The 21,131-nt window shown below is 60.5% G+C and carries 19 protein-coding genes; 14 read left to right on the forward strand and 5 right to left on the reverse strand.

Going from position 1 to position 21,131, the window contains the following annotated elements; all coding sequences use genetic code 11:
* The first annotated feature begins 11 nt into the window (after positions 1–11).
* The 6 genes from tilS to ispD all read left to right on the forward strand — a co-directional run bounded on the left by tilS (position 12) and on the right by ispD (position 6,788).
* Positions 12–1,337: a tRNA lysidine(34) synthetase TilS gene (gene tilS / locus AB4Z20_RS14045; protein WP_442090120.1), complete on the forward strand. Its 1,326-nt coding sequence runs from the start codon at positions 12–14 to the stop codon at positions 1,335–1,337.
* 274 nt (positions 1,338–1,611) lie between these two features.
* Positions 1,612–3,243, forward strand: coding sequence for a CTP synthase (locus AB4Z20_RS14050; RefSeq protein WP_018603697.1), 1,632 nt, complete (start codon positions 1,612–1,614; stop codon positions 3,241–3,243).
* Between the two features lie 4 nt (positions 3,244–3,247).
* The gene (kdsA, locus tag AB4Z20_RS14055) at positions 3,248–4,093 is read left to right on the forward strand and encodes a 3-deoxy-8-phosphooctulonate synthase (protein WP_253471889.1); all 846 of its coding nucleotides are present in this window, start codon (positions 3,248–3,250) and stop codon (positions 4,091–4,093) included.
* A 252-nt stretch (positions 4,094–4,345) separates the two neighbouring features.
* The gene (gene eno, locus AB4Z20_RS14060; RefSeq protein WP_028237207.1) at positions 4,346–5,635 is read left to right on the forward strand and encodes a phosphopyruvate hydratase; all 1,290 of its coding nucleotides are present in this window, start codon (positions 4,346–4,348) and stop codon (positions 5,633–5,635) included.
* Between the two features lie 170 nt (positions 5,636–5,805).
* Positions 5,806–6,084, forward strand: a complete 279-nt coding sequence (gene ftsB / locus AB4Z20_RS14065) for a cell division protein FtsB (protein ID WP_018603692.1) — start codon at positions 5,806–5,808, stop codon at positions 6,082–6,084.
* Positions 6,081–6,788 (forward strand): 2-C-methyl-D-erythritol 4-phosphate cytidylyltransferase, encoded by a 708-nt coding sequence (gene ispD, locus AB4Z20_RS14070; protein WP_214511547.1) that lies wholly within the window; start codon positions 6,081–6,083, stop codon positions 6,786–6,788. The genes ftsB and ispD overlap by 4 nt, the downstream gene beginning before the upstream one ends.
* Positions 6,789–6,941: 153 nt before the next feature.
* On the opposite strand, the gene AB4Z20_RS14075 is transcribed toward ispD, so the two are convergent.
* Positions 6,942–7,838 carry a LysR substrate-binding domain-containing protein gene (locus tag AB4Z20_RS14075; protein WP_214511548.1) on the reverse strand — a complete coding sequence of 299 codons (897 nt, stop codon included), beginning with the start codon at positions 7,836–7,838 and terminating at the stop codon, positions 6,942–6,944.
* 107 nt (positions 7,839–7,945) lie between these two features.
* Here AB4Z20_RS14075 and AB4Z20_RS14080 point away from each other — a divergent pair, with 107 nt between their 5' ends.
* From AB4Z20_RS14080 to rpoS, 8 genes are all read left to right on the forward strand, one after another.
* Complete coding sequence (locus AB4Z20_RS14080) at positions 7,946–9,058, forward strand: S-(hydroxymethyl)glutathione dehydrogenase/class III alcohol dehydrogenase (RefSeq protein ID WP_018603686.1); 1,113 nt, start codon at positions 7,946–7,948, stop codon at positions 9,056–9,058.
* Positions 9,059–9,066: 8 nt separating this feature from the next.
* A complete protein-coding gene (fghA, locus tag AB4Z20_RS14085; protein ID WP_253471891.1) occupies positions 9,067–9,912 on the forward strand; it encodes an S-formylglutathione hydrolase in 846 nt (281 codons plus the stop codon).
* A gap of 43 nt (positions 9,913–9,955) precedes the next feature.
* Positions 9,956–10,429, forward strand: coding sequence for a 2-C-methyl-D-erythritol 2,4-cyclodiphosphate synthase (gene ispF, locus AB4Z20_RS14090; protein WP_003184863.1), 474 nt, complete (start codon positions 9,956–9,958; stop codon positions 10,427–10,429).
* Positions 10,426–11,484 carry a tRNA pseudouridine(13) synthase TruD gene (gene truD, locus AB4Z20_RS14095; RefSeq protein WP_258690440.1) on the forward strand — a complete coding sequence of 353 codons (1,059 nt, stop codon included), beginning with the start codon at positions 10,426–10,428 and terminating at the stop codon, positions 11,482–11,484. The genes ispF and truD overlap by 4 nt, the downstream gene beginning before the upstream one ends.
* Positions 11,472–12,221, forward strand: a complete 750-nt coding sequence (gene surE / locus AB4Z20_RS14100) for a 5'/3'-nucleotidase SurE (RefSeq protein WP_038856712.1) — start codon at positions 11,472–11,474, stop codon at positions 12,219–12,221. Before truD ends, surE begins: the two co-directional genes overlap by 13 nt.
* Before the next feature lie 41 nt (positions 12,222–12,262).
* The gene (locus AB4Z20_RS14105; RefSeq protein ID WP_170862085.1) at positions 12,263–12,898 is read left to right on the forward strand and encodes a protein-L-isoaspartate(D-aspartate) O-methyltransferase; all 636 of its coding nucleotides are present in this window, start codon (positions 12,263–12,265) and stop codon (positions 12,896–12,898) included.
* A 211-nt stretch (positions 12,899–13,109) separates the two neighbouring features.
* Positions 13,110–13,955 (forward strand): peptidoglycan DD-metalloendopeptidase family protein, encoded by an 846-nt coding sequence (locus tag AB4Z20_RS14110; RefSeq protein ID WP_253471895.1) that lies wholly within the window; start codon positions 13,110–13,112, stop codon positions 13,953–13,955.
* 106 nt (positions 13,956–14,061) lie between these two features.
* Positions 14,062–15,069, forward strand: a complete 1,008-nt coding sequence (rpoS, locus tag AB4Z20_RS14115; protein ID WP_003198289.1) for an RNA polymerase sigma factor RpoS — start codon at positions 14,062–14,064, stop codon at positions 15,067–15,069.
* Positions 15,070–15,725: 656 nt separating this feature from the next.
* On the opposite strand, the gene AB4Z20_RS14120 is transcribed toward rpoS, so the two are convergent.
* The 4 genes from AB4Z20_RS14120 to AB4Z20_RS14135 form a co-directional block, all read right to left on the reverse strand.
* Complete coding sequence (locus tag AB4Z20_RS14120) at positions 15,726–15,851, reverse strand: hypothetical protein (protein ID WP_301301102.1); 126 nt, start codon at positions 15,849–15,851, stop codon at positions 15,726–15,728.
* 630 nt (positions 15,852–16,481) lie between these two features.
* Complete coding sequence (fdxA, locus tag AB4Z20_RS14125) at positions 16,482–16,805, reverse strand: ferredoxin FdxA (RefSeq protein ID WP_014336809.1); 324 nt, start codon at positions 16,803–16,805, stop codon at positions 16,482–16,484.
* Between the two features lie 142 nt (positions 16,806–16,947).
* A complete protein-coding gene (gene mutS / locus AB4Z20_RS14130; protein ID WP_253471897.1) occupies positions 16,948–19,515 on the reverse strand; it encodes a DNA mismatch repair protein MutS in 2,568 nt (855 codons plus the stop codon).
* 892 nt (positions 19,516–20,407) lie between these two features.
* Positions 20,408–20,761, reverse strand: coding sequence for a DUF6124 family protein (locus AB4Z20_RS14135; protein ID WP_003198296.1), 354 nt, complete (start codon positions 20,759–20,761; stop codon positions 20,408–20,410).
* Positions 20,762–21,131 lie beyond the last annotated feature (370 nt).

Below are 21,131 nucleotides of genomic sequence, written 5' to 3' on the forward strand. Positions count from 1 at the left end.
GGCTGACTCCTATGAACTCAAGCGCGGATCTGCCAACCCGGCTCCTCAAGCACATGCTCCCCTGGCGCAACGCCGCCACCTGGCGCATCGCCTTCTCCGGCGGCCTCGACTCCACCGTTCTGCTGCACCTGCTCGTAACCCTTTCGCAACGCCAACCCTTGCCCGCGCTGAGCGCTATCCATGTGCATCACGGCCTCCAGGCTGTGGCCGAGGCGTGGCCGGACCATTGCCGTTCGGTCTGTGCGGCCCTGGGCGTGCCGCTGGACGTGGTGACTGTGCAAGTGCGCGCTGGTGCCAGTGTCGAGCGCGCTGCGCGGGAAGCGCGTTACGCGGCCTTTGTCGCGGCGATCCACAGCAATGAAGTGCTGCTTACCGCCCAGCATCGAGATGACCAGGCTGAAACCCTGCTGTTTCGCCTGCTAAGGGGCGCGGGGGTGAAGGGCTTGGCGGCGATGCCGTCGCAGCGTCCTTTGGGCCAAGGGCATTTGCTGCGGCCCTTGCTCGATGTGTCCCGGGCGGAGCTGGAAGCCTATGCGAGGCAGCATGGCTTGAGCTGGATCGACGACCCGTCCAACGACGACCATCGATACGCGCGCAATTACCTGCGCCAGCGAATTTTTCCAGTGTTGGCCGAGCAATGGCCCCAAGCTTCGACGACCCTGGCGCGCAGCGCCGCGCACATGGGTGAAGCCCAAGGCTTGCTGGACGATTTGGCGCAAATTGACCTGGCCCAGGCCGCGACCCCAGGCGCGTTCGACTGGCTCGGGTTGCAATCACTGGCGCTGGCGCCTTTGCGGGCGTTGTCGCCGGCCCGTCAGCGCAACGCCTTGAGCCACTGGCTGGCACCGATGACCCTGCTGCCCGATACCGATCACTGGTCGGGCTGGGACTCGTTGCGCGATGCCGCCGACGATGCCCGGCCGATCTGGCGACTGGCCGGTGGCGAGCTGCACCGGGCCGCCGGGCGGGTCTGGTGGTTATCCGACCACTGGCTATGTTCGCTGCCAGGCACCGTCGACTGGGCCGATCCGGCGGTTGCACTGCGCTTGCCGGGCAATGGTCGGGTGGTGCTCAGTGGCACGCCGCCTGTGGGGCCGCTCAGCGTGCGCTATCGTCAAGGCGGCGAGGTGATGGCGTTAGCAGGTCGTGGTCACCGTGACCTCAAGCGTTTGCTCAATGAAAAGGCCGTGCCGGCGTTCGTTCGCGGCCGATTGCCGCTGCTCTATCAGGGCGAGCAATTGCTGGCGGTGGCCAACCTGGCCGGGCTCGATGCACAGGCTGATGGCAGTTGGCAATTGATCTGGACGCCAGGAAGCCAAGATCTGGGTTTGAGCTGAAAGGGGCTTTCCGGTAGACTACGCTCCCTTCTTGATACAACTTCTGTGGATTCGCCTGAATTGCAGGAGTTGCCGATTACCAAGCAGTCTTTGCTGGGCGATTCCAAAAAATGTGTAGCGAGCAACGTACCGGTGATTTCACTTCCGGTCTGTCCCAACGCGGCGGTTTTTTTGAAAGGTGCACTGTGATTAATGCAGGTGATCGGGGGCTTCGGCCTTCCTTCGCTTTCCCCGGCGGCTCGGACCGCTTTAACGCAGACTTCTAGGGTTTTTCATGACGCGCTACATATTCGTCACGGGCGGTGTTGTTTCTTCATTGGGGAAAGGCATTGCCTCGGCTTCATTGGCGGCCATCCTGGAGGCGCGGGGACTTAAGGTCACCATGCTCAAGCTGGACCCGTACATCAACGTTGACCCGGGCACCATGAGCCCGTTCCAGCACGGTGAAGTGTTCGTCACCCACGACGGCGCCGAGACCGACCTGGACCTGGGCCACTACGAGCGGTTCATCCGCACGACCATGACCCAGAACAACAACTTCACCACCGGCCGTGTCTACGAACACGTGCTGCGCAAGGAGCGTCGTGGTGACTACCTGGGCGCGACCATCCAGGTCATCCCGCACATCACCGACGAAATCAAGCGCCGCATCATCAAGGGTGCTGGCGATGCCGACGTGGCGATGGTCGAAATCGGCGGCACCGTGGGCGACATCGAGTCCCAGCCGTTCCTCGAGGCCATCCGCCAGTTGCGTTTCGAAATCGGCGCCAAGCGCGCGATGCTGATGCACCTGACACTGGTGCCGTACATCGCCACCGCCGGCGAAACCAAGACCAAGCCGACCCAGCACTCGGTCAAGGAACTGCGTTCCATCGGCCTGCAGCCAGACGTGCTGATCTGCCGCTCCGATCACCCGATCGACATCTCGTCGCGTCGCAAGATCGCCCAGTTCACCAACGTTGAAGAGCGCGCGGTCATCGGCCTGGAAGACGCCGACACCATCTACAAGATCCCTGGCATCCTGCACTCCCAGGGCCTGGACGACTTCGTCGTCGAGCGCTTCGGCCTGCAATGCGCCAGTGCCGATCTGTCCGAGTGGGAAGCCGTGGTCGATGCCAAGCTCAACCCGGAGCACGAAGTCACCATCGCCATGGTCGGCAAGTACATGGAGCTGCTGGACGCCTACAAGTCGCTGATCGAGGCGATGAGTCACGCCGGCATCAGCAACCGTACCAAGGTCAACCTGCGCTACATCGATTCCGAAGACATCGAGAACCAGGGCACCGGCCTGCTCGAAGGCGCCGATGCGATCCTCGTGCCGGGCGGTTTCGGCCTGCGGGGCGTGGAAGGCAAGATCACTGCCGTGCAATACGCTCGCGAAAACAAGGTGCCTTACCTGGGTATCTGCCTGGGCATGCAAGTGGCGGTCATCGAGTTCGCCCGTAACGTGCTGGGCTGGAAAGACGCCAACTCCACCGAGTTCGATCGCGCCAGCGGCCATCCGGTCGTGGGCCTGATCACCGAGTGGGAAGACGCCACCGGTGCCGTGGAAGTGCGTACCGAAAGCTCGGACCTGGGCGGCACGATGCGTCTCGGTGCCCAGGATTGCCTGCTGGAAGCCGGCTCCAAGGTGCACGATTGCTACGCCAAGGATGTGATCGTCGAGCGTCACCGTCATCGCTACGAAGTGAACAACAACCTGTTGCCGCAGTTGATCGAAGCCGGCCTGAAAATCTCCGGTCGTTCCGGTGACGGCGCGCTGGTCGAAGTGGTCGAGGCCCCGGATCACCCATGGTTCGTCGCCTGCCAGTTCCACCCCGAGTTCACCTCGACGCCACGGGACGGTCATCCGTTGTTCAGCGGTTTCGTGAAAGCCGCTTTGGCTCAACACCAGAAAAAGGCATAAGACGATGGCCCAGAAGATCATTCGCGTCGGCGACATCGAGGTTGCCAACGACAAGCCCATGGTGCTGTTTGGCGGCATGAACGTGCTGGAAAGCCGCGACATGGCGATGCAGATCTGCGAAGAGTACGTGAAGGTCACCCAGAAACTGGGTATCCCTTACGTGTTCAAGGCCAGCTTCGACAAGGCCAACCGTTCGTCCGTGACGTCCTACCGTGGCCCAGGCCTGGAAGAAGGCATGCGGATCTTCCAGGACATCAAGCAAGCCTTTGGCGTGCCGATCATCACCGACGTCCACGAGCCGGTCCAGGCCGCGGTCGCCGCCGAGGTCTGCGACGTCATCCAGTTGCCGGCCTTCCTGTCGCGCCAGACCGACCTGGTGGTCGCGATGGCCAAGACCGGCGCGGTGATCAATATCAAGAAGGCCCAGTTCCTCGCGCCCCAGGAAATGAAACACATCCTGAGCAAGTGCGAAGAGGCCGGCAATGACCAGTTGATCCTCTGTGAGCGTGGTTCGAGCTTCGGCTACAACAACCTGGTGGTGGACATGCTCGGCTTCGGCATCATGAAGCAGTTTGAGTACCCGGTGCTCTTCGACGTGACGCATGCCTTGCAGATGCCTGGCGGTCGTTCCGACTCCGCTGGCGGTCGTCGCGCCCAGGTCACTGATCTGGCCAAGGCGGGCATGAGCCAGTCTCTGGCCGGTCTGTTCCTCGAGGCCCACCCCGATCCGGACAACGCCAAGTGCGATGGTCCTTGTGCCTTGCGTTTGAACAAGCTGGAACCCTTCCTGTCTCAGCTCAAGGCGTTGGACGAGCTGGTCAAGAGTTTTCCGACGATAGAAACCGCGTAACGCGGTTTTCTCCGGTAAAGTACCGCTCGATTATCGCTCTGGCCTGCTGGCCGCACTGCTCTTGTGGGAGCATGGCTTGCCAGCGATGGCGTCCGTGAGGTCCCCATCGCCGGTAGTTCGTGCTCTTGTGGCGAGGGAGCTTGCTCCCGCTGGAGTGCGAAGCGCTCCCATTCGGTCTGTTTTGGCTGAATCGCCGCTGAGGGTGAGCAAGTTTTCTGCAACGTTCTAGTCAACTTTGGAGTGTTTACAACAATGGCAAAAATCGTCGACATCAAAGGTCGTGAAGTTCTCGACTCCCGTGGCAACCCCACTGTTGAAGCGGACGTGCTTCTCGACAACGGTATCATCGGCAGCGCCTGCGCGCCGTCCGGTGCTTCCACTGGCTCGCGCGAAGCGCTGGAGCTGCGTGATGGCGACAAGAGCCGTTACCTGGGCAAGGGCGTGCTCAAAGCCGTCGCCAACATCAACGGTCCGATCCGTGACCTGTTGCTGGGCAAGGATCCTGCCGACCAGAAAGCCCTCGATCACGCGATGATCAAGCTCGACGGTACCGAAAACAAAGCCACCCTGGGCGCCAACGCGATCCTCGCCGTGTCCCTGGCCGCTGCCAAGGCCGCTGCCCAGGACCAGGACCTGCCGCTGTACGCCCACATCGCCAACCTCAACGGTACCCCGGGTGTCTACTCGATGCCGGTGCCGATGATGAACATCATCAACGGCGGCGAGCATGCCGATAACAACGTCGACATCCAGGAATTCATGGTGCAACCGGTTGGCGCCAAGACCTTCTCCGAAGGCCTGCGCATGGGCACCGAGATTTTCCATCACCTCAAGGCTGTGCTCAAAGCCCGTGGCCTGAGCACCGCGGTTGGCGACGAAGGCGGTTTCGCACCGAACCTGGCGTCCAACGAAGACGCGCTGAAAGTGATCTCCGAAGCCGTGGCCAACGCTGGCTACAAGCTGGGCACCGACGTGACCCTGGCCTTGGACTGCGCCGCCAGTGAATTCTACGAAGACGGCAAGTACAACCTGTCCGGCGAAGGCCAGGTGTTCACCGCCGAAGGTTTCGCCGACTACCTCAAGGGCCTGACCGAACGCTATCCGATCATCTCCATCGAAGACGGCCTGGACGAGTCCGACTGGGCTGGCTGGAAAATCCTCACCGACAAGATCGGCGAGAAAACCCAGCTGGTGGGTGACGACCTGTTCGTGACCAACACCAAGATCCTGAAAGAAGGCATCGACAAGAAGATCGCCAACTCGATCCTGATCAAGTTCAACCAGATCGGCACCCTGACCGAAACCCTGGAAGCCATCCAGATGGCCAAGGCTGCCGGCTACACCGCCGTGATCTCCCACCGTTCCGGTGAAACCGAAGACTCGACCATTGCCGACCTGGCCGTGGGCACTGCGGCAGGCCAGATCAAGACCGGTTCGCTGTGCCGTTCCGACCGCGTTTCCAAGTACAACCAATTGCTGCGTATCGAAGAGCAATTGAATGGCAAGGCCAAGTACAACGGTCGTGCCGAGTTTCGCGGTTAAGCGGTAAATGGTAAAAAGACAGCGGATCAGGTCGCAAAAGTCGCCATGGCGACGGTTTTGCCTCTAATCTGATGCCTTATCAAGCACAAGCCTGGGTTTTCCAGGCTTCGTGCTATCAGACGCTTCAAAGTTTGGCATGGCGGTCTTTTTTCACTGGATACTGATATTCGATGCGCAGTCCCAATTGGTTGTTTCTTGTCTTGCTCCTGTTGCTGGCCGGCCTGCAGTACCGCCTGTGGGTGGGTAATGGCAGCTTTGCGCAAGTGGCCGACCTGACTCAGCAAATTGCCGACCAACACGCCGAAAACGAGGCGCTGCTGGAGCGTAATCGGGTGATGGACGCCGAAGTGACAGAGCTGAAAAAAGGCATGGAGACCGTGGAAGAGCGGGCTCGACATGAACTGGGCATGGTCAAGGAGGGCGAAACCCTCTACCAGTTGGCCCAATGAGTATTCGTTTGCCGGCCTTCTGGGCCGTGATTCCTGCCGCGGGCGTTGGCGCTCGTATGGCCGCGGACCGTCCCAAGCAATACCTGCAACTGGGCGGACGCACAATTCTTGAACACAGCCTCGGCTGTTTCCTCGACCATCCCACCGTCAAGGGCGTGGTGGTCAGCCTTGCACACGATGATCCCTACTGGCCGACCCTGGCCTGCGCCAGCGACACACGCATCCAGCGCGTCGACGGTGGCGAGCAACGTTCGGATTCAGTGCTCAATGCCTTGCTGCACCTGCACGAGCAGGGCGCCGACGATCACGACTGGGTGCTGGTGCACGACGCCGCCCGGCCCAACCTGGCTCGGGACGACCTGGACACACTGCTCAGCGAGTTGGCGACCGATCCGGTCGGCGGCCTGCTGGCTGTCCCGGCGCGCGACACCCTCAAGCGCGTCGACAAACACGGCCGCGTGCTGGAGACCGTTGATCGCAGCGTGATCTGGCAAGCCTACACGCCACAGATGTTCCGCCTCGGCGCCTTGCATCGGGCTCTGGCTGACAGCCTGGTGGCGGATGCGCTGATTACCGATGAAGCGTCCGCCATGGAATGGGCGGGGCAGGCGCCTCGGCTGATCGAAGGGCGAGCCGATAACATCAAGGTCACCCGGCCGGAAGACCTGGAGTGGTTGCGCCAGCGTTGGGCGAATCGGCATTAAGTCGGATCTGTTTCCTCGTTAGATCGGCATCGTCCGGGCCGGCGCCATCGCGAGCAAGCTCGCTCCCACAGTGGATTGGTGCGAACACTTGACCAACCCTGTGGGAGCGAGCTTGCTCGCGATGGCGTCACCCCAGACGACAAAAAACCACTGTCATCCCCGATACTCCGGCCGTCCAGCCAACCCTTCCTTCAAATAATCCACCAACTTGCGCACCTTCGGCGACAGGTGTCGCTGCTGCGGGTACAACGCCCATACCGCTGTATTCGGCGGCTGATGAGCTTCCAGCAGCGAGATCAATGCACCGCTGTGCAAATGCTCCAGCACGTAATAATCCGGCAGTTGGCACAACCCCACCCCTTGCAACGCCGCGTCGAGCACTGCTTGCCCACTGTTGCAGCGCCAGTTTCCCTGCACCCGCTGGGAAAATTCCCGCCCGTTCTGCTCCAGCTGCCAGATGTCGGAGCTGCCGATCAGGCAATTGTGGCGGCTCAGTTCCGACAAGCTATGGGGTCGTCCGTAGCGTTCCAGGTAAGAGGGTGAAGCGCACAGGTACATGCGTCGCGGTGCCAGGCGCGTGGCGACCAGGCGAGAGTCCTGCAAGCGACCCAGGCGAATCGCCAGGTCGAGGCCTTCGTGCACCAGGTCCAGAGGGCGGTTGCTCAGCTCGATGTCTATCCGCAACTGCGGGTACAGCCCCATGAACCGCGTGACCAGGGGCACGATAAACCGTTCGCCATAGGCCACGGCACAGGTCATGCGCAGCATGCCCTTGGGTTCGCTGGTGAGATCGCCCACCGCTCGCAGTGCTTCCTCGCGCCCGTCCTGCAGGCGTTGGCAATGCTGCAAAAACGTCTGGCCGGCCTCGGTCAGGGTGACTCGACGGGTACTGCGGTAGAGCAAGCGTGTCTGCAAACGCTCTTCCAGCCGTACGATTTGCCGGCTGATGTGGGAGGAAGAAACCCCAAGACGCTCGGCGGCGGCAGTGAATTGACTGCATTCGGCCACGGCGACGAACTCGTCGATCCCTTCCCAGCGGTTATCGGACATGAAGGATTATCCCTGTACGGCAATAATGTTTTGCTTTTGGCTGGATTATTCATCGTCAGGCGGAGGATTACACTCCCGGTCTTGTTTTTATTTGCTGGAGAGACCGGATGATCAAGTCGCGCGCTGCCGTTGCCTTCGAGGCCAAGAAACCCCTGGAAATCGTTGAAGTCGACGTCGCCATGCCCAAGGCGGGCGAAGTGCTGTTGCGCGTGGTGGCTTCCGGTGTCTGCCACACCGATGCCTACACCTTGTCGGGCGCCGACCCGGAAGGGATCTTCCCGTCGATCCTCGGTCACGAGGGCGGCGCTATTGTCGAAGCCATTGGCGAAGGCGTGACCTCGGTCGCGGTGGGGGACCATGTGATCCCGCTATACACACCAGAGTGCGGCCAGTGCAAATTCTGTAAGTCGGGCAAGACCAACCTCTGCCAGGCGATTCGCGCCACCCAGGGCAAAGGCCTGATGCCGGACGGCACTTCGCGCTTTTCCTACAAGGGTGAGACGATTTTCCACTACATGGGCACCTCGACGTTCTCTGAGTACACCGTGCTGCCGGAAATCTCCGTCGCGAAGATCCCCAAAGAAGCCCCGCTGGAAAAAGTCTGCCTGCTGGGTTGCGGCGTCACCACCGGCATCGGCGCGGTCCTCAATACCGCCAAGGTCAAGCCAGGTGACACCGTGGCGATCTTCGGCCTGGGCGGCATCGGCCTGTCGGCGGTGATTGGTGCCGTGAAGGCCAAGGCCGCGCGCATCATTGCCATTGACATCAACCCGGCCAAGTTCGAAATCGCCAAGCAACTGGGTGCCACCGATTGCGTCAACCCGAAAGACTTCGATCGTCCGATCCAGGAAGTCATCGTCGATATGACCGACGGCGGCGTGGACTTTTCCTTCGAGTGCATCGGCAATGTCCAGTTGATGCGTGCAGCGCTGGAGTGCTGCCACAAAGGCTGGGGCGAGTCGGTGATCATCGGCGTGGCCGGTGCCGGCCAGGAAATCGCCACCCGTCCCTTCCAGTTGGTGACCGGGCGCGTCTGGCGCGGTTCGGCCTTTGGTGGCGTGCGCGGTCGCAGCGAGTTGCCAAGCTATGTGGCAATGGCCGAGACGGGCGAGATCCCGCTGGATACTTTCATTACCCACACCATGGGCCTGGAAGATATCAACAAGGCGTTCGACCTGATGCATGAAGGCAAGAGTATCCGCACCGTTATCCATTTCTGAGGTCGGTCATGAGTCTGGAAAACATCTCCTGCCAGAAAAGCTTCGGCGGCTGGCACAAACGTTACCGGCACCGTTCCGACGTGCTCGGTTGTGACATGGTGTTTGCCGTGTACCTGCCGCCGCAAGCGGAGCAGGGCGGCAAGTTGCCTGTGCTGTATTGGTTGTCCGGGCTGACCTGCACCGACGAGAACTTCATGCAAAAGGCTGGTGCCCTGCGTATGGCCGCCGAGTTGGGCCTGATCATCGTTGCGCCGGACACCAGCCCCCGTGGCGCCGACGTGCCGGGCGATCCGGACGGTGCCTGGGACTTCGGCCTGGGGGCGGGTTTTTATCTGAACGCCACGCAGGATCCGTGGGCACGGCACTATCGGATGCATGACTACGTGGTGCAGGAATTGCCGACACTCGTCGAAGCGCATTTCCCTGCCTCGGACAAACGCGGCATCAGTGGTCATTCCATGGGCGGCCATGGCGCGCTGGTCTGCGCCTTGCGCAACCCGGGGCGTTACCGTTCGGTGTCGGCCTTTTCGCCGATCAACAATCCGATGGATTGCCCATGGGGCCAGAAGGCTTTCTCTCGTTACCTGGGGGAAGACCGCTCGAAATGGCGTGAATGGGATGCCTGTGCGTTGATTGCCGAGGCGCAGGAGAAGCTGCCCTTGTTGGTGGACCAGGGCGATCGTGATGATTTCCTGGCCAACCAGCTCAAGCCCGAAGCCCTGCAACAGGCGGCCAAGGCTGCCGACCATCCGTTGGAATTGCGCCTGCAACCGGGCTATGACCACAGCTATTTCTTCATCGCCAGCTTCATTGATGACCACTTGCAGCATCATGCGCGCGCTCTAAACGCCTAATGCAGGTAGAATCACGCCCTGACAAAAATCGGGGCGTTTTTTTATGCGTATTGGCCACGGCTACGATGTTCACCGTTTCGCTGAAGGCGATTTCATTACTCTGGGCGGCGTGCGGATTGCACACGGCTTCGGGCTGCTCGCGCATTCTGACGGTGATGTCCTGCTGCATGCCTTGAGCGATGCATTGCTCGGCGCGGCTGCCCTGGGTGACATCGGCAAGCACTTCCCCGACACCGACCCGCAATTCAAGGGCGCCGACAGCCGCGTGCTGCTGCGCCATGTTGTCTCGCTGATCCATGCCAAGGGCTGGAAGGTCGGCAACGTCGATAACACCATCGTTGCCCAAGCCCCCAAGATGGCGCCGCACATCGAAGCGATGCGCCAATTGATTGCCGAGGATCTTCAAGTTGAGTTGGACCAAGTGAACGTGAAAGCCACCACCACCGAGAAGCTGGGCTTCGTCGGTCGCGAAGAAGGCATTGCCGTCCACTCCGTCGCCTTGTTGCTGCGCCCATGACTGAACTGGAACTGTTAGGGCCACGTGCCTATGGCGAACCGCTGGGCAGTGCGGTACTCAAGGCCACCGCTGAAGATTTCCAGGTCGATGAAGTGCTCGACATCCCGTTGACCGGTGATGGCGAGCACCTGTGGATCTGGGTTGAAAAACGTGGCTTGAACACCGAAGAGGCCGCCCGGCGAATCGCCAAGGCTGCCGGCGTGCCGTTGCGCACGGTCAGCTACGCGGGGCTCAAGGACCGTCAGGCCCTGACCCGCCAGTGGTTCAGTGTCCAGTTGCCGGGCAAGGCCGATCCGGACCTGTCGGCGGCAGAGAACGACACGCTGAAAATCCTCAAGACCGCACGCCACCGGCGCAAGCTGCAACGCGGCGCGCACTCGGCCAATGGCTTTACCTTGCGCCTGACCCAATTCAAGGGCGACACGGCGGCGATCGATGCGCGTCTGCAACAGATTGTCCGCCAGGGCATCCCCAACTATTTTGGCGCCCAGCGCTTCGGCCATGACGGCGGCAATGTTGTCGATGCCCGGGCCTGGGCGGTGCGCAAGGCGTTGCCGGAACAGCGCAATGTACGCTCGCGGTTGTTGTCCACCGCCCGCAGCTTTCTGTTCAACCGGGTGCTGGCGGCGCGGGTCGCCGACGGTACCTGGCAAAAAGCCCAGGTGGGCGATTTGCTTGCCTTCACCGACAGCCGCAGTTTTTTCCCGGCCGGCGAGGCTGAGTGCAGCGACCCGCGCCTGGCCATTCTTGACTTGCACCCGACCGGGCCGCAGTGGGGCGAGGGACCTTCGCCTGCCGCTGGCGCGACGTTCGAGTTGGAACAAGCCATCGCCGCGGGCGAGGCCGATTTGCGGGACTGGTTGATAAACGCGGGAATGAGTCACGAACGTCGCATCCTGCGACTGCCCATTGGCGGGCTGTCGTGGCATTATCCCGAGTCTGACATTCTGCAACTGGAATTCGTCTTGCCGGCCGGATGTTTCGCCACTGTCTTGGTGCGCGAACTCGTCGATCTGGTGCCGGTGGGGCAGACGGACAGCTCATGCGTATTCTGATTTCTAACGACGACGGGGTGACTGCACCCGGTCTTGCCGCGCTTTATGCTGCGCTGGCGGATTTTGCCGAGTGCGTGGTCATCGCCCCGGACCAGGACAAAAGCGGCGCCAGCAGCTCGCTGACGCTCGACCGTCCGTTGCACCCCTGCTATCTGGATAACGGTTTCATCAGCCTCAACGGCACCCCGACCGATTGCGTGCACTTGGGCCTCAACGGCTTGCTGGAGCGTGAGCCGGACATGGTGGTGTCGGGTATCAACCTGGGCGCCAACCTGGGGGACGACGTGCTTTATTCCGGTACGGTTGCCGCCGCCCTGGAAGGTCGTTTCCTGGACAAGCCATCGTTTGCCTTTTCGTTTGTTTCGCGCCAGGTCGATAACTTGCCGACCGCCGCCTACTTCGCCCGTAAACTGGTCGAAGCCCACGGCGAACTGGAGCTGCCGCCACGCACGGTGCTGAACGTGAATATCCCCAACCTGCCGCTCGATCACATCCGTGGCATCCAGCTCACTCGCCTGGGCCACCGTGCCCGCGCCGCCAAACCGATGCATGTCGTCGACCCGCGCGGCAAGGCCGGTTACTGGATCGCCGCCGCCGGTGATGCCGAAGACGGCGGGCCGGGCACTGATTTCCATGCGGTGATGCAAGGTTATGTCTCGATCACGCCGTTGCAGTTGGACCGTACCTTCAACGACGCCTTTCGAAATCTCGATGGCTGGCTGGAGGGGCTGCGCTGATGGCTCGTGAGCAAGACGATATGCTGCGCCGCGGAATCGGCATGACCTCCCAGCGCACCCGTGAACGACTGATCCAGCGTCTCTACGAAGAAGGCCTCTCCAACGCCCAGGTGTTGGAAGTCATTCGCCGCACGCCGCGCCATCTGTTCGTCGATGAAGCCCTGGCCCATCGCGCCTATGAAGACACGGCGTTGCCGATCGGCCACAACCAGACCATTTCCCAGCCATACATGGTGGCCCGCATGAGCGAGCTGCTGCTGGAGGCGGGGCCGCTGGACAAGGTGATGGAGATCGGTACCGGCTCGGGTTACCAGACGGCGGTGTTGTCGCAACTGGTCGAGCGGGTGTTTTCCGTAGAGCGGATCAAGGTACTGCAGGATCGCGCCAAGGAACGCCTGGTTGAGTTGAACCTGCGCAACGTGGTGTTTCGCTGGGGAGATGGCTGGGAGGGGTGGCCGGCCCTGGCGCCGTACAACGGCATCATCGTGACCGCGGTGGCCACCGATGTACCCCAGGCCCTGCTGGATCAGCTTGCTCCCGGCGGGCGACTGGTCATTCCGGTGGGCGCCGGTGAAGTCCAGCAACTGATGCTGATTGTGCGTGAAGAACATGGTTTTTCGCGACACGTCCTGGGGGCGGTGCGGTTCGTGCCGTTACTCAATGGGCCGTTGGCCTGAGCATTTATATACAGACGCTGAATTCCGTGGCCGGGCCTGTGTCTTACAGCGGCACCGATTTGCTGAACAGAGTCCAACGGCGTCGAGCAAACGTGTGCGACGCCACATTGCGCTTCATTAATAGAAGCGCAGTCGTTGCCAGCTATATTTATATGAGTTCTGCCTGGACAGGCAGTTTCCAATTTTTCTGCCACCACAAAGGGAGCGGCGGGTGAGTCTCACAGTCATTGCGCAGCGTATGGGTATCACGAGCTTTCAGCGCCTGGTGACTGGCCTTGTCTTGAGCACTTTGCTGGTCGGATGTTCCAGTACGCCGTCGAGTAATGTCCGGGTTGTCGATCGCAACAGTGCAACACCTCAACGTCCTACAGTAACGACCGGCCAATATGTAGTCCGTCGCGGCGACACGCTGTTTTCCATCGCTTTCCGCTACGGCTGGGACTACAAAGCCCTCGCGGCGCGCAACAACATTCCTGCGCCTTATACGATTCACCCCGGTCAGACGATTCGCTTCGATGGCCGTAACGGTTCAACGCCTACCGCGGTGGTTACGCAGTCGGATTCGACGCCTTCTTCGTCGAGTAAAACCACGGTCATTCGCCGGCCGACGGGGGCTGAAACGGCGACAGTACCGTCCGTCGCGAGCAAATCGCCCCCCGCTCCGATGCCTCCGGCAGGCCCCGCCCCGACAGGCTGGGGATGGCCTTCTAATGGCGTTCTCATTGGAAAATTCTCTTCAAACGGTAGTTTGAATAAAGGAATTGATATCGCCGGGGATTTGGGACAGCCTGTTTTAGCCGCGTCTGATGGCACGGTTGTGTACGCCGGGAGTGGTTTAAGGGGCTACGGCGAACTCGTGATCATCAAACACAGCGATACCTACGTCAGTGCCTACGGTCACAACCGCAGGCTGTTGGTTCGGGAGGGGCAGCAGGTCAAAGTCGGACAGACAATTGCCGAAATGGGATCAACGGGAACAGACCGGGTGAAACTGCATTTTGAGATTCGCCGACAAGGTAAACCAGTCGATCCGCTGCAATTCCTGCCACGGCGTTGATTTGATTGTCAGCCTGTTCCGTCACGTAGAGGGAACAGGCTCCAGCGTTGCCAAGGATAAAGGCGTCGCTTGAGCTTGAGGTCGAACTCACCAAAGGACTATAACAATGGCTCTCAGTAAAGAAGTGCCGGAGTTTGACATCGACGATGAGGTTCTCCTTATGGAGACCGGCATCGCTATGGATTCGATGTCGAATGATGAAGGGGCGACTCCACCTTCCGTTCGTGCCAAATCCAAACACTCCGCTTCACTTAAACAACATAAGTATATCGATTACACCCGGGCGCTGGACGCCACTCAGCTGTACCTCAACGAAATCGGTTTTTCGCCACTGCTCTCCCCCGAGGAAGAAGTTCATTTTGCGCGGCTGTCGCAAAGTGGCGACCCGGCCGGTCGAAAACGCATGATTGAAAGCAACCTGCGCCTGGTGGTGAAAATCGCCCGACGCTATGTCAATCGCGGGCTTTCGCTGCTGGATTTGATCGAAGAGGGCAACCTGGGGTTGATTCGCGCCGTCGAGAAATTCGATCCCGAGCGCGGCTTCCGTTTCTCGACCTACGCGACCTGGTGGATCCGCCAGACCATCGAACGGGCGATCATGAACCAGACCCGGACCATCCGGTTACCGATTCATGTGGTCAAGGAACTGAACGTCTACCTGCGGGCCGCCCGCGAGTTGACCCAGAAACTCGACCATGAACCTTCACCCGAAGAAATCGCCAACCTGCTGGAAAAACCGGTAGGAGAGGTCAAGCGCATGCTTGGGCTCAACGAGCGTGTCTCTTCGGTAGACGTCTCGCTGGGGCCGGACTCGGATAAGACCCTGCTGGATACCCTGACTGACGATCGTCCGACCGATCCGTGCGAGTTGCTCCAGGACGATGACTTGTCCCAGAGCATTGACCAGTGGCTTTCGGAACTTACGGACAAGCAACGGGAAGTGGTGATTCGCCGCTTCGGCTTGCGCGGTCATGAAAGCAGCACGCTTGAAGATGTGGGCCTGGAGATTGGTTTGACCCGTGAGCGGGTGAGGCAGATCCAGGTTGAAGGTCTCAAGCGTCTGCGAGAGATCCTGGAGAAGAACGGCTTGTCGAGCGAGTCGTTGTTTCAATAATACCAAGGCAAGTGCAGCAGAAACGCCCTGACTGGTTGTGATGCTGTTTACTTGGAAAAAACGGTGCTTCTTTCAGGAATGGGAAGTGCCGTTTTTTTTGGTTTGGGTTTGGGTTTGGGTGTATATCCGTTTCTGCGGTAGCGGCCACTAATGGTTCCGCTCTTACAGCGGGTCACTTTTGGAAGAGCGCCAAAAGTAACCAAAAACGCTTTGCCCCACCACTCGGCACCTCGCCTAGGCTCGGTGTGCCCTCACTCCGGCATTGCTCCGTGGGCCGCCGCGAAGGGCCATCCATGGCCCAGCGCGGCTACCTCGGCATCCATGCCGAGGTGCCCACTGCGCAATACCTGCGTTCGGCCAGCGTGGTTTAACGGGGCGCCCAGATCAAAAGCCAGGGCGAGGCGGCCTTATCGCCGACCTGGTTCCTAGTGGCACCGCGCTCCCACAGGAGGTCTGTGTTGGATATGAGTTTTGTGTCCGCTGAAGATTGATTGTGGGAGCGAGCTTGCTCGCGATGACGGTGGTTCAGTCACATGGATGTTGGGTTTGCTGGCCTCATCGCGAGCAAGCTCGCTCCCACAGGGGAAACGCGGTCCCACCCAGAACCAGGTCGGCTATCAGGCCGCCTCGCCCTGGCTTTTGATCTCGGCGCCCCGTTAAACCACGCTGGCCGAACGCAGGCATTGTGGAGTGGGCATCCCGGCATGGATGCCGGGATAGCCGCGCTGGGCCATGGATGGCCCTTCGCGGCGGCCCACGGAGCAATGCCGGAGTGAGGGCATGCCGAGCCTGAGCGAGGCACCGAGTGGTGGGGCAAAGCGCTTTTGGTTACTTTTGGCGCTCTTCCAAAAGTGACCCGCTGTAAGAGCGGAACCATTAGTGGCCGCTACCGCAGAAACGGATATACACACCACCCCTGTAATCCCCGCTCGTAAAACTATAGAGCATCACGACTGGTTCGAATCTTCTGCGTATCTGAAGAATCGCTTTTCCAGCCGAGATCCATTTGTAGGTTCAGCTTGTAAGCCTTTGCCTAGTATTACGTAAGCGATCAGTTCCTCATCGGCGCGACAGACCGCTATAAACACCGTGATCTTTTTGTATTCATATGATTTATAAGGAAAATTTGTTGATGAACGTAGCATTACAGAGCAAGCCACCTGTATCAGCCGCGTTGCACTCGCCTGGGAAAATACTAATATCAGTCCTGTGTCGACGGACAGACACACCCGTCAAGGATGATGGGAAGGAAGGACATCGCAGGACGCGATTCATCAGGATGATGAAAAGGATTAAAGGGATTAGGGAAAAAATGTGGGCGGGTCAAACCGCCCCTTTTTTTTGCCTGCGATTTCTTGATCCGAAAAAGCAAAAAGGCCCGCAAGGGGCCTTTTCGACGAACACAGGGATGATCAGCGTTCGAGGTCTGCGATCTTGCCTTCCTTGCCATCCCACTCTTCGGCGTCCGGCAGCGCATCTTTCTTCTCGGTAATGTTCGGCCAGATGTCCGCCAGTTCAGCGTTCAGCTCGATGAAATTCTCCATGCCAGCCGGCACTTCGTCTTCCGAGAAAATGGCATTCGCCGGGCATTCCGGCTCACACAGGGCGCAGTCGATGCACTCATCCGGGTGAATGACCAGGAAGTTCGGGCCTTCGTAGAAGCAGTCCACCGGACAGACTTCTACGCAATCGGTGTACTTGCACTTGATGCAGTTGTCGGTGACGACGAAGGTCATTTCTAATTCTCTCCTCAGGCGGCGGCAGCGAAGCCCCTTCACGGTAGGGTCGCCAGGTTTGGGAGCGATAGTCTGCGAACCAGGCTAATAGTCCGCAGCATCCCAAACCGCGCGCGATTCTAACAGCTTGAAAGCCTGTGTGTTAGATCCGTGTCTTCAATGTATAGAGTAAATCCAGTGCCCGACGAGGTGTCAGGTCGTCCAGATCGAGCTTGGCCAGTTCATCGAGTACCGGATGCGGCAGGCTGGCGAACAGGTCGCTTTGCTGCGGTGCGGCCGGTTTGCCTTTGGTTGGGCGCGGCGCTTCGTGGGGCAGGCTGGTGGTTTCCAGGCGGCTCAGGTGCTCGCGGGCACGGGTAATGACTTCACTTGGCACGCCAGCCAGTTGCGCCACCGCCAAGCCGTAGCTCTGGCTGGCCGGGCCGGGCAGCACGTGGTGCAGGAAGACGATGCGCTCGTTGTGCTCGGTGGCATTGAGGTGAACGTTCGCCACCAAAGGCTGGCTTTCCGGCAATACGGTGAGTTCGAAGTAATGGGTGGCGAACAGCGTGTAGGCCCGCAGGTGCGCCAGGCGTTCGGCCGCTGCCCAGGCCAAGGACAAGCCGTCGAAGGTGCTGGTGCCGCGTCCGACTTCGTCCATCAGCACCAGGCTGCGCTCGGTGGCGTTGTGCAGGATGTTCGCGGTTTCGCTCATTTCCACCATGAACGTCGAACGTCCACCGGCCAGGTCGTCGCTGGAACCGATGCGGGTGAAGATCCGGTCCACCAGGGACAATTCGCAACTGGCCGCCGGGACGAAGCTGCCAATGTGGGCCAGCAGCACGATCAACGCGGTTTGGCGCATGTAGGTGGATTTACCGCCCATGTTCGGGCCGGTGATCACCAGCATGCGGGTGTTGTCGTCCAGGCTCAGGTCGTTGGCCACGAACGGCGTGGTCAGTACTTGCTCGACCACCGGGTGACGGCCCTGGCTGATGCGCATGCACGGCTCGCTGACGAAGCGCGGGCAGTTGAGGTCCAGGTTCAGCGCGCGTTCGGCCAGGTTGCTCAGCACGTCCAGTTCCGCCAGGGCACCGGCAGTGTCCTGTAACGGCGGCAATTGGCTGATCAGATCCTCGAGCAACGCTTCATAGAGCATCTTTTCCCGGGCCAGGGCGCGGCTCTTGGCCGACAGCGCCTTGTCTTCGAACGCCTTGAGTTCCGGGGTGATGAAGCGCTCGGCGCCCTTGAGGGTCTGGCGGCGAACATAATCGGCTGGGGCCTGTTCGGCCTGCTTGCTTGGCAATTCGATGAAATAACCGTGGATGCGGTTGTAGCCGACCTTGAGGTTGGCCAGGCCCGTACGGGCTTTTTCCCGGGCTTCGAGGTCGATCAGGAACTGGCCGGCGTTCTCGCTCAGCGCTTGCAGCTCGTCGAGTTCGGCGTCGTAGCCGGTTTTCAGCACGCCACCGTCACGGATCACCGCCGGTGGGTTGTCGATAATGGCTTTTTCCAGCAGCGCGGCCAGCTCCGGGTAGGTGCTGGTGGTGCGCGCCAGTTGCTGCAGGTGCGGCGCTTCGAGGTCGGTCATCGCCACTTGCAGTTGGGGCAATGCGCCAAGGGCATCGCGCAGGCGCGCCAGGTCGCGGGGACGGGCGTTGCGCAAACCGATGCGGGCGAGGATCCGCTCGATGTCACCGATTTCCTTGAGCTGCGGTTGCAATTGTTCGAAGCGATAACGATCCAGCAGGCAGGTAATGGAGGTTTGACGCGCCAGCAGCACGGTCAGGTCCCGCAGCGGACGATTCAACCAGCGGGTCAGCAACCGGCTGCCCATGGCGGTCTGGCAGCGATCGACCACCGATTGCAGGGTGTTGTCGCGCCCGCCGGCCAGGTTGGTGTCCAGCTCCAGGTTGCGGCGGCTCGCGCCGTCCAGCACCACGGTGTCATCCAGGCGTTCGTGCCGCAGGCTGCGCAAGTGGGGCAGGGCGGTGCGCTGGGTTTCCTTGGCGTAGGCCAGCAGGCAACCGGCAGCGCCGATGGCCAGGGTCAGGTTCTCGCAACCGAAGCCCTTGAGGTCCTGGGTGGAAAACTGCTGGCAGAGGCTTTTCAGCGCCGAATCACGCTCAAAATCCCACGGTGCCCGACGCCGCACGCCACGGCGTTTTTCTGCCGGCAGGTCTTTGGGCCAGTCATCTGGGATCAACAGTTCCACCGGGTTGACCCGCTCCAACTCCGCCAGCAGGTTTTCCCAGCCCTTGATTTCCAGCACCGAGAAGTTACCGCTGGTGATATCCAGCACCGCCAGGCCGAACAGGCGTTCATCGCCCAGTACTGCGGCGATCAGGTTGTCCCGGCGTTCATCCAGCAAGGCTTCGTCACTGACCGTACCCGGGGTGATGATCCGCACGACTTGGCGTTCCACCGGGCCCTTGCTGGTGGCCGGGTCGCCGACTTGTTCGCAGATCACCACGGATTCGCCGAGCTTGACCAGCTTCGCCAGGTAACCTTCTGCTGCGTGGTAAGGAATCCCACACATCGGAATGGCCATGCCCGCCGATTGCCCACGCGCGGTCAGGGTGATGTCCAATAGCTTGGCGGCCTTCTTTGCGTCCTCGTAGAAGATTTCGTAGAAGTCGCCCATGCGGTAGAACATCAGCTGGTCGGGGTGCTGGTTCTTCAGGCGCCAGTATTGCTGCATCATCGGCGTGTGGCTGGAGAGGTCGTTCACGGCTGTATTCATGGGTGTCAGGCAAGCTCGTTGAAAGGTGTGGGGCAAAAGGAGGGGCATTGGCCCGGCTTTTCCGCGATGGGCGCAAGGTTAACATGGGTGGTCTGTGCTACCCATATGTGAGTGGTTTTTGGGATTGGGGGCTTATCCGTTTTTTCGGTAACGGCTGCTTAGGGTTCCGCCCTGACGGCGGCTCACTTTTGAAGAGCGCAAAAGTAAGCAAAACGCTTTTGCCCCACCACTCGGTGCCTCGCCTGGGCTCGGCATGCCTGAACGAAGGCATTGCTCCGTGGGCCGCCGCGAAGGGCCATCCATGGCCCAGCGCGGCTAACCCGGCATCCATGCCGGGTTGCCCACTGCGCAATACCTTCGTTCAGCCAGCGTGGTTAACGGGGCGCCGAGATCAACGTCCACGCCGAGGCGGCCTGGTAGCCGACCTGGCTCTCCCGGTCGTACACCCATCCTATCTGTGGGAGCAAAGCTTGCTCGCGAGGCGGCCTGGTAGCCGACCTGGCTCCCCTGGTCGTACACCCATCATATCTGTGGGAGCAAAGCTTGCTCGCGAGGCGGCCTGGTAGCCGACCTGGCTCTCCCGGTCGTACACCCATCATATCTGTGGGAGCAAAGCTTGCTCGCGAGGCGGCCTGGTAGCCGACCTGGCTCTCCCGGTCGTACACCCATCATATCTGTGGGAGCAAAGCTTGCTCGCGAGGCGGCCTTACAGCCGGCCTGTCTCTCCGGCTGTACCCGATCAAATTGTGGGAGCGAGCTTGCTCGCGATGACGGCAGCCAATACAACTTAGTTGTCACTGAACTACCGCTATCGCGAGCAAGCTCGCTCCCACAGTGATTGCTTGGGCTTCTCTTAGATCTCGGCTTGCATCATGGATGCCTACCTCGGTTCAACCACATCCAACGCCCGATTCGCCAGCAACTGGCTCAGCTCGATCATCTGTTGAACCCCCAGCAAGATATTCCGCCGCGAGCCCTTCAGGTCGAATGCCAGGTCGCTGACCATGGCGTTGGCCGAGGCCAGGGTTTCGCTGAGGTTGGCGAGCAGGCATTCGGCGTCGATGTTGGGGGCGATGATGAAAAGGGTGTCGGGTGTGTCGCAGGTTTCTTTGTCGGCTTTCGGCTTGAGGTAATAGTCCAGGGCGCGGGTGGCCGCGTCGTCGAGTTTCTTGGCGTTGGCCGATTGGCTGCGGGAGACGTGATCGTCTGGAGGATTTGGTGTGTTCTTCGGCATTCTATGGATCCTTGAAGTTGAGCCACCACTCACTCGCGACTAAACGAGGGGTGGCAGCTGTACGCAGGTTAGTCGACCGGGGATCCAAGGAACCGGCGCGCCCGAGGGCGCCCTGCGCACAACTACCATCAAGTGCAGGAATAGAAGTACCTGACTGAATGGAGCAATGAGCACCTTGGAATACCGAGCGACTAAACCCGATCACTGATGGGCAGTGACAGGATCAAAAGTACCGATGGGCCCCAAGGCGCACAAGCCGGCGGATTCTGGCGTAGTTGTAGGCAGAGGCGCAAGAAAACGTAGCCTTGCGTCACACATTTGAAGGACGCGATTGGAGTCTTTTCTTAGGGGCCTGTAGGGCAAATCCCGG

The sequence above is a fragment of the Pseudomonas sp. KB_12 genome, assembly GCF_052114545.1.
In the GTDB taxonomy this organism is placed as follows: Bacteria; Pseudomonadota; Gammaproteobacteria; order Pseudomonadales; family Pseudomonadaceae; genus Aquipseudomonas; species Aquipseudomonas brassicacearum.

Excerpts from the sequence above, each read along its gene's own strand:
- AB4Z20_RS14120 (WP_301301102.1), bottom strand. The coding sequence starts at position 15,851 with ATGCCCTCACTCCGGCATTGCTCCGTGGGCCGCCGCGAAGGGCCATCC.
- AB4Z20_RS14075 (WP_214511548.1), bottom strand. The coding sequence starts at position 7,838 with ATGTCCGATAACCGCTGGGAAGGGATCGACGAGTTCGTCGCCGTGGCC.
- fdxA (WP_014336809.1), bottom strand. The coding sequence starts at position 16,805 with ATGACCTTCGTCGTCACCGACAACTGCATCAAGTGCAAGTACACCGAT.
- eno (WP_028237207.1), top strand. The coding sequence starts at position 4,346 with ATGGCAAAAATCGTCGACATCAAAGGTCGTGAAGTTCTCGACTCCCGT.
- AB4Z20_RS14080 (WP_018603686.1), top strand. The coding sequence starts at position 7,946 with ATGATCAAGTCGCGCGCTGCCGTTGCCTTCGAGGCCAAGAAACCCCTG.
- AB4Z20_RS14105 (WP_170862085.1), top strand. The coding sequence starts at position 12,263 with ATGACCTCCCAGCGCACCCGTGAACGACTGATCCAGCGTCTCTACGAA.
- ftsB (WP_018603692.1), top strand. The coding sequence starts at position 5,806 with ATGCGCAGTCCCAATTGGTTGTTTCTTGTCTTGCTCCTGTTGCTGGCC.
- AB4Z20_RS14135 (WP_003198296.1), bottom strand. The coding sequence starts at position 20,761 with ATGCCGAAGAACACACCAAATCCTCCAGACGATCACGTCTCCCGCAGC.
- surE (WP_038856712.1), top strand. The coding sequence starts at position 11,472 with ATGCGTATTCTGATTTCTAACGACGACGGGGTGACTGCACCCGGTCTT.
- rpoS (WP_003198289.1), top strand. The coding sequence starts at position 14,062 with ATGGCTCTCAGTAAAGAAGTGCCGGAGTTTGACATCGACGATGAGGTT.
- tilS (WP_442090120.1), top strand. The coding sequence starts at position 12 with ATGAACTCAAGCGCGGATCTGCCAACCCGGCTCCTCAAGCACATGCTC.
- ispD (WP_214511547.1), top strand. The coding sequence starts at position 6,081 with ATGAGTATTCGTTTGCCGGCCTTCTGGGCCGTGATTCCTGCCGCGGGC.
- kdsA (WP_253471889.1), top strand. The coding sequence starts at position 3,248 with ATGGCCCAGAAGATCATTCGCGTCGGCGACATCGAGGTTGCCAACGAC.
- fghA (WP_253471891.1), top strand. The coding sequence starts at position 9,067 with ATGAGTCTGGAAAACATCTCCTGCCAGAAAAGCTTCGGCGGCTGGCAC.
- ispF (WP_003184863.1), top strand. The coding sequence starts at position 9,956 with ATGCGTATTGGCCACGGCTACGATGTTCACCGTTTCGCTGAAGGCGAT.
- AB4Z20_RS14050 (WP_018603697.1), top strand. The coding sequence starts at position 1,612 with ATGACGCGCTACATATTCGTCACGGGCGGTGTTGTTTCTTCATTGGGG.
- truD (WP_258690440.1), top strand. The coding sequence starts at position 10,426 with ATGACTGAACTGGAACTGTTAGGGCCACGTGCCTATGGCGAACCGCTG.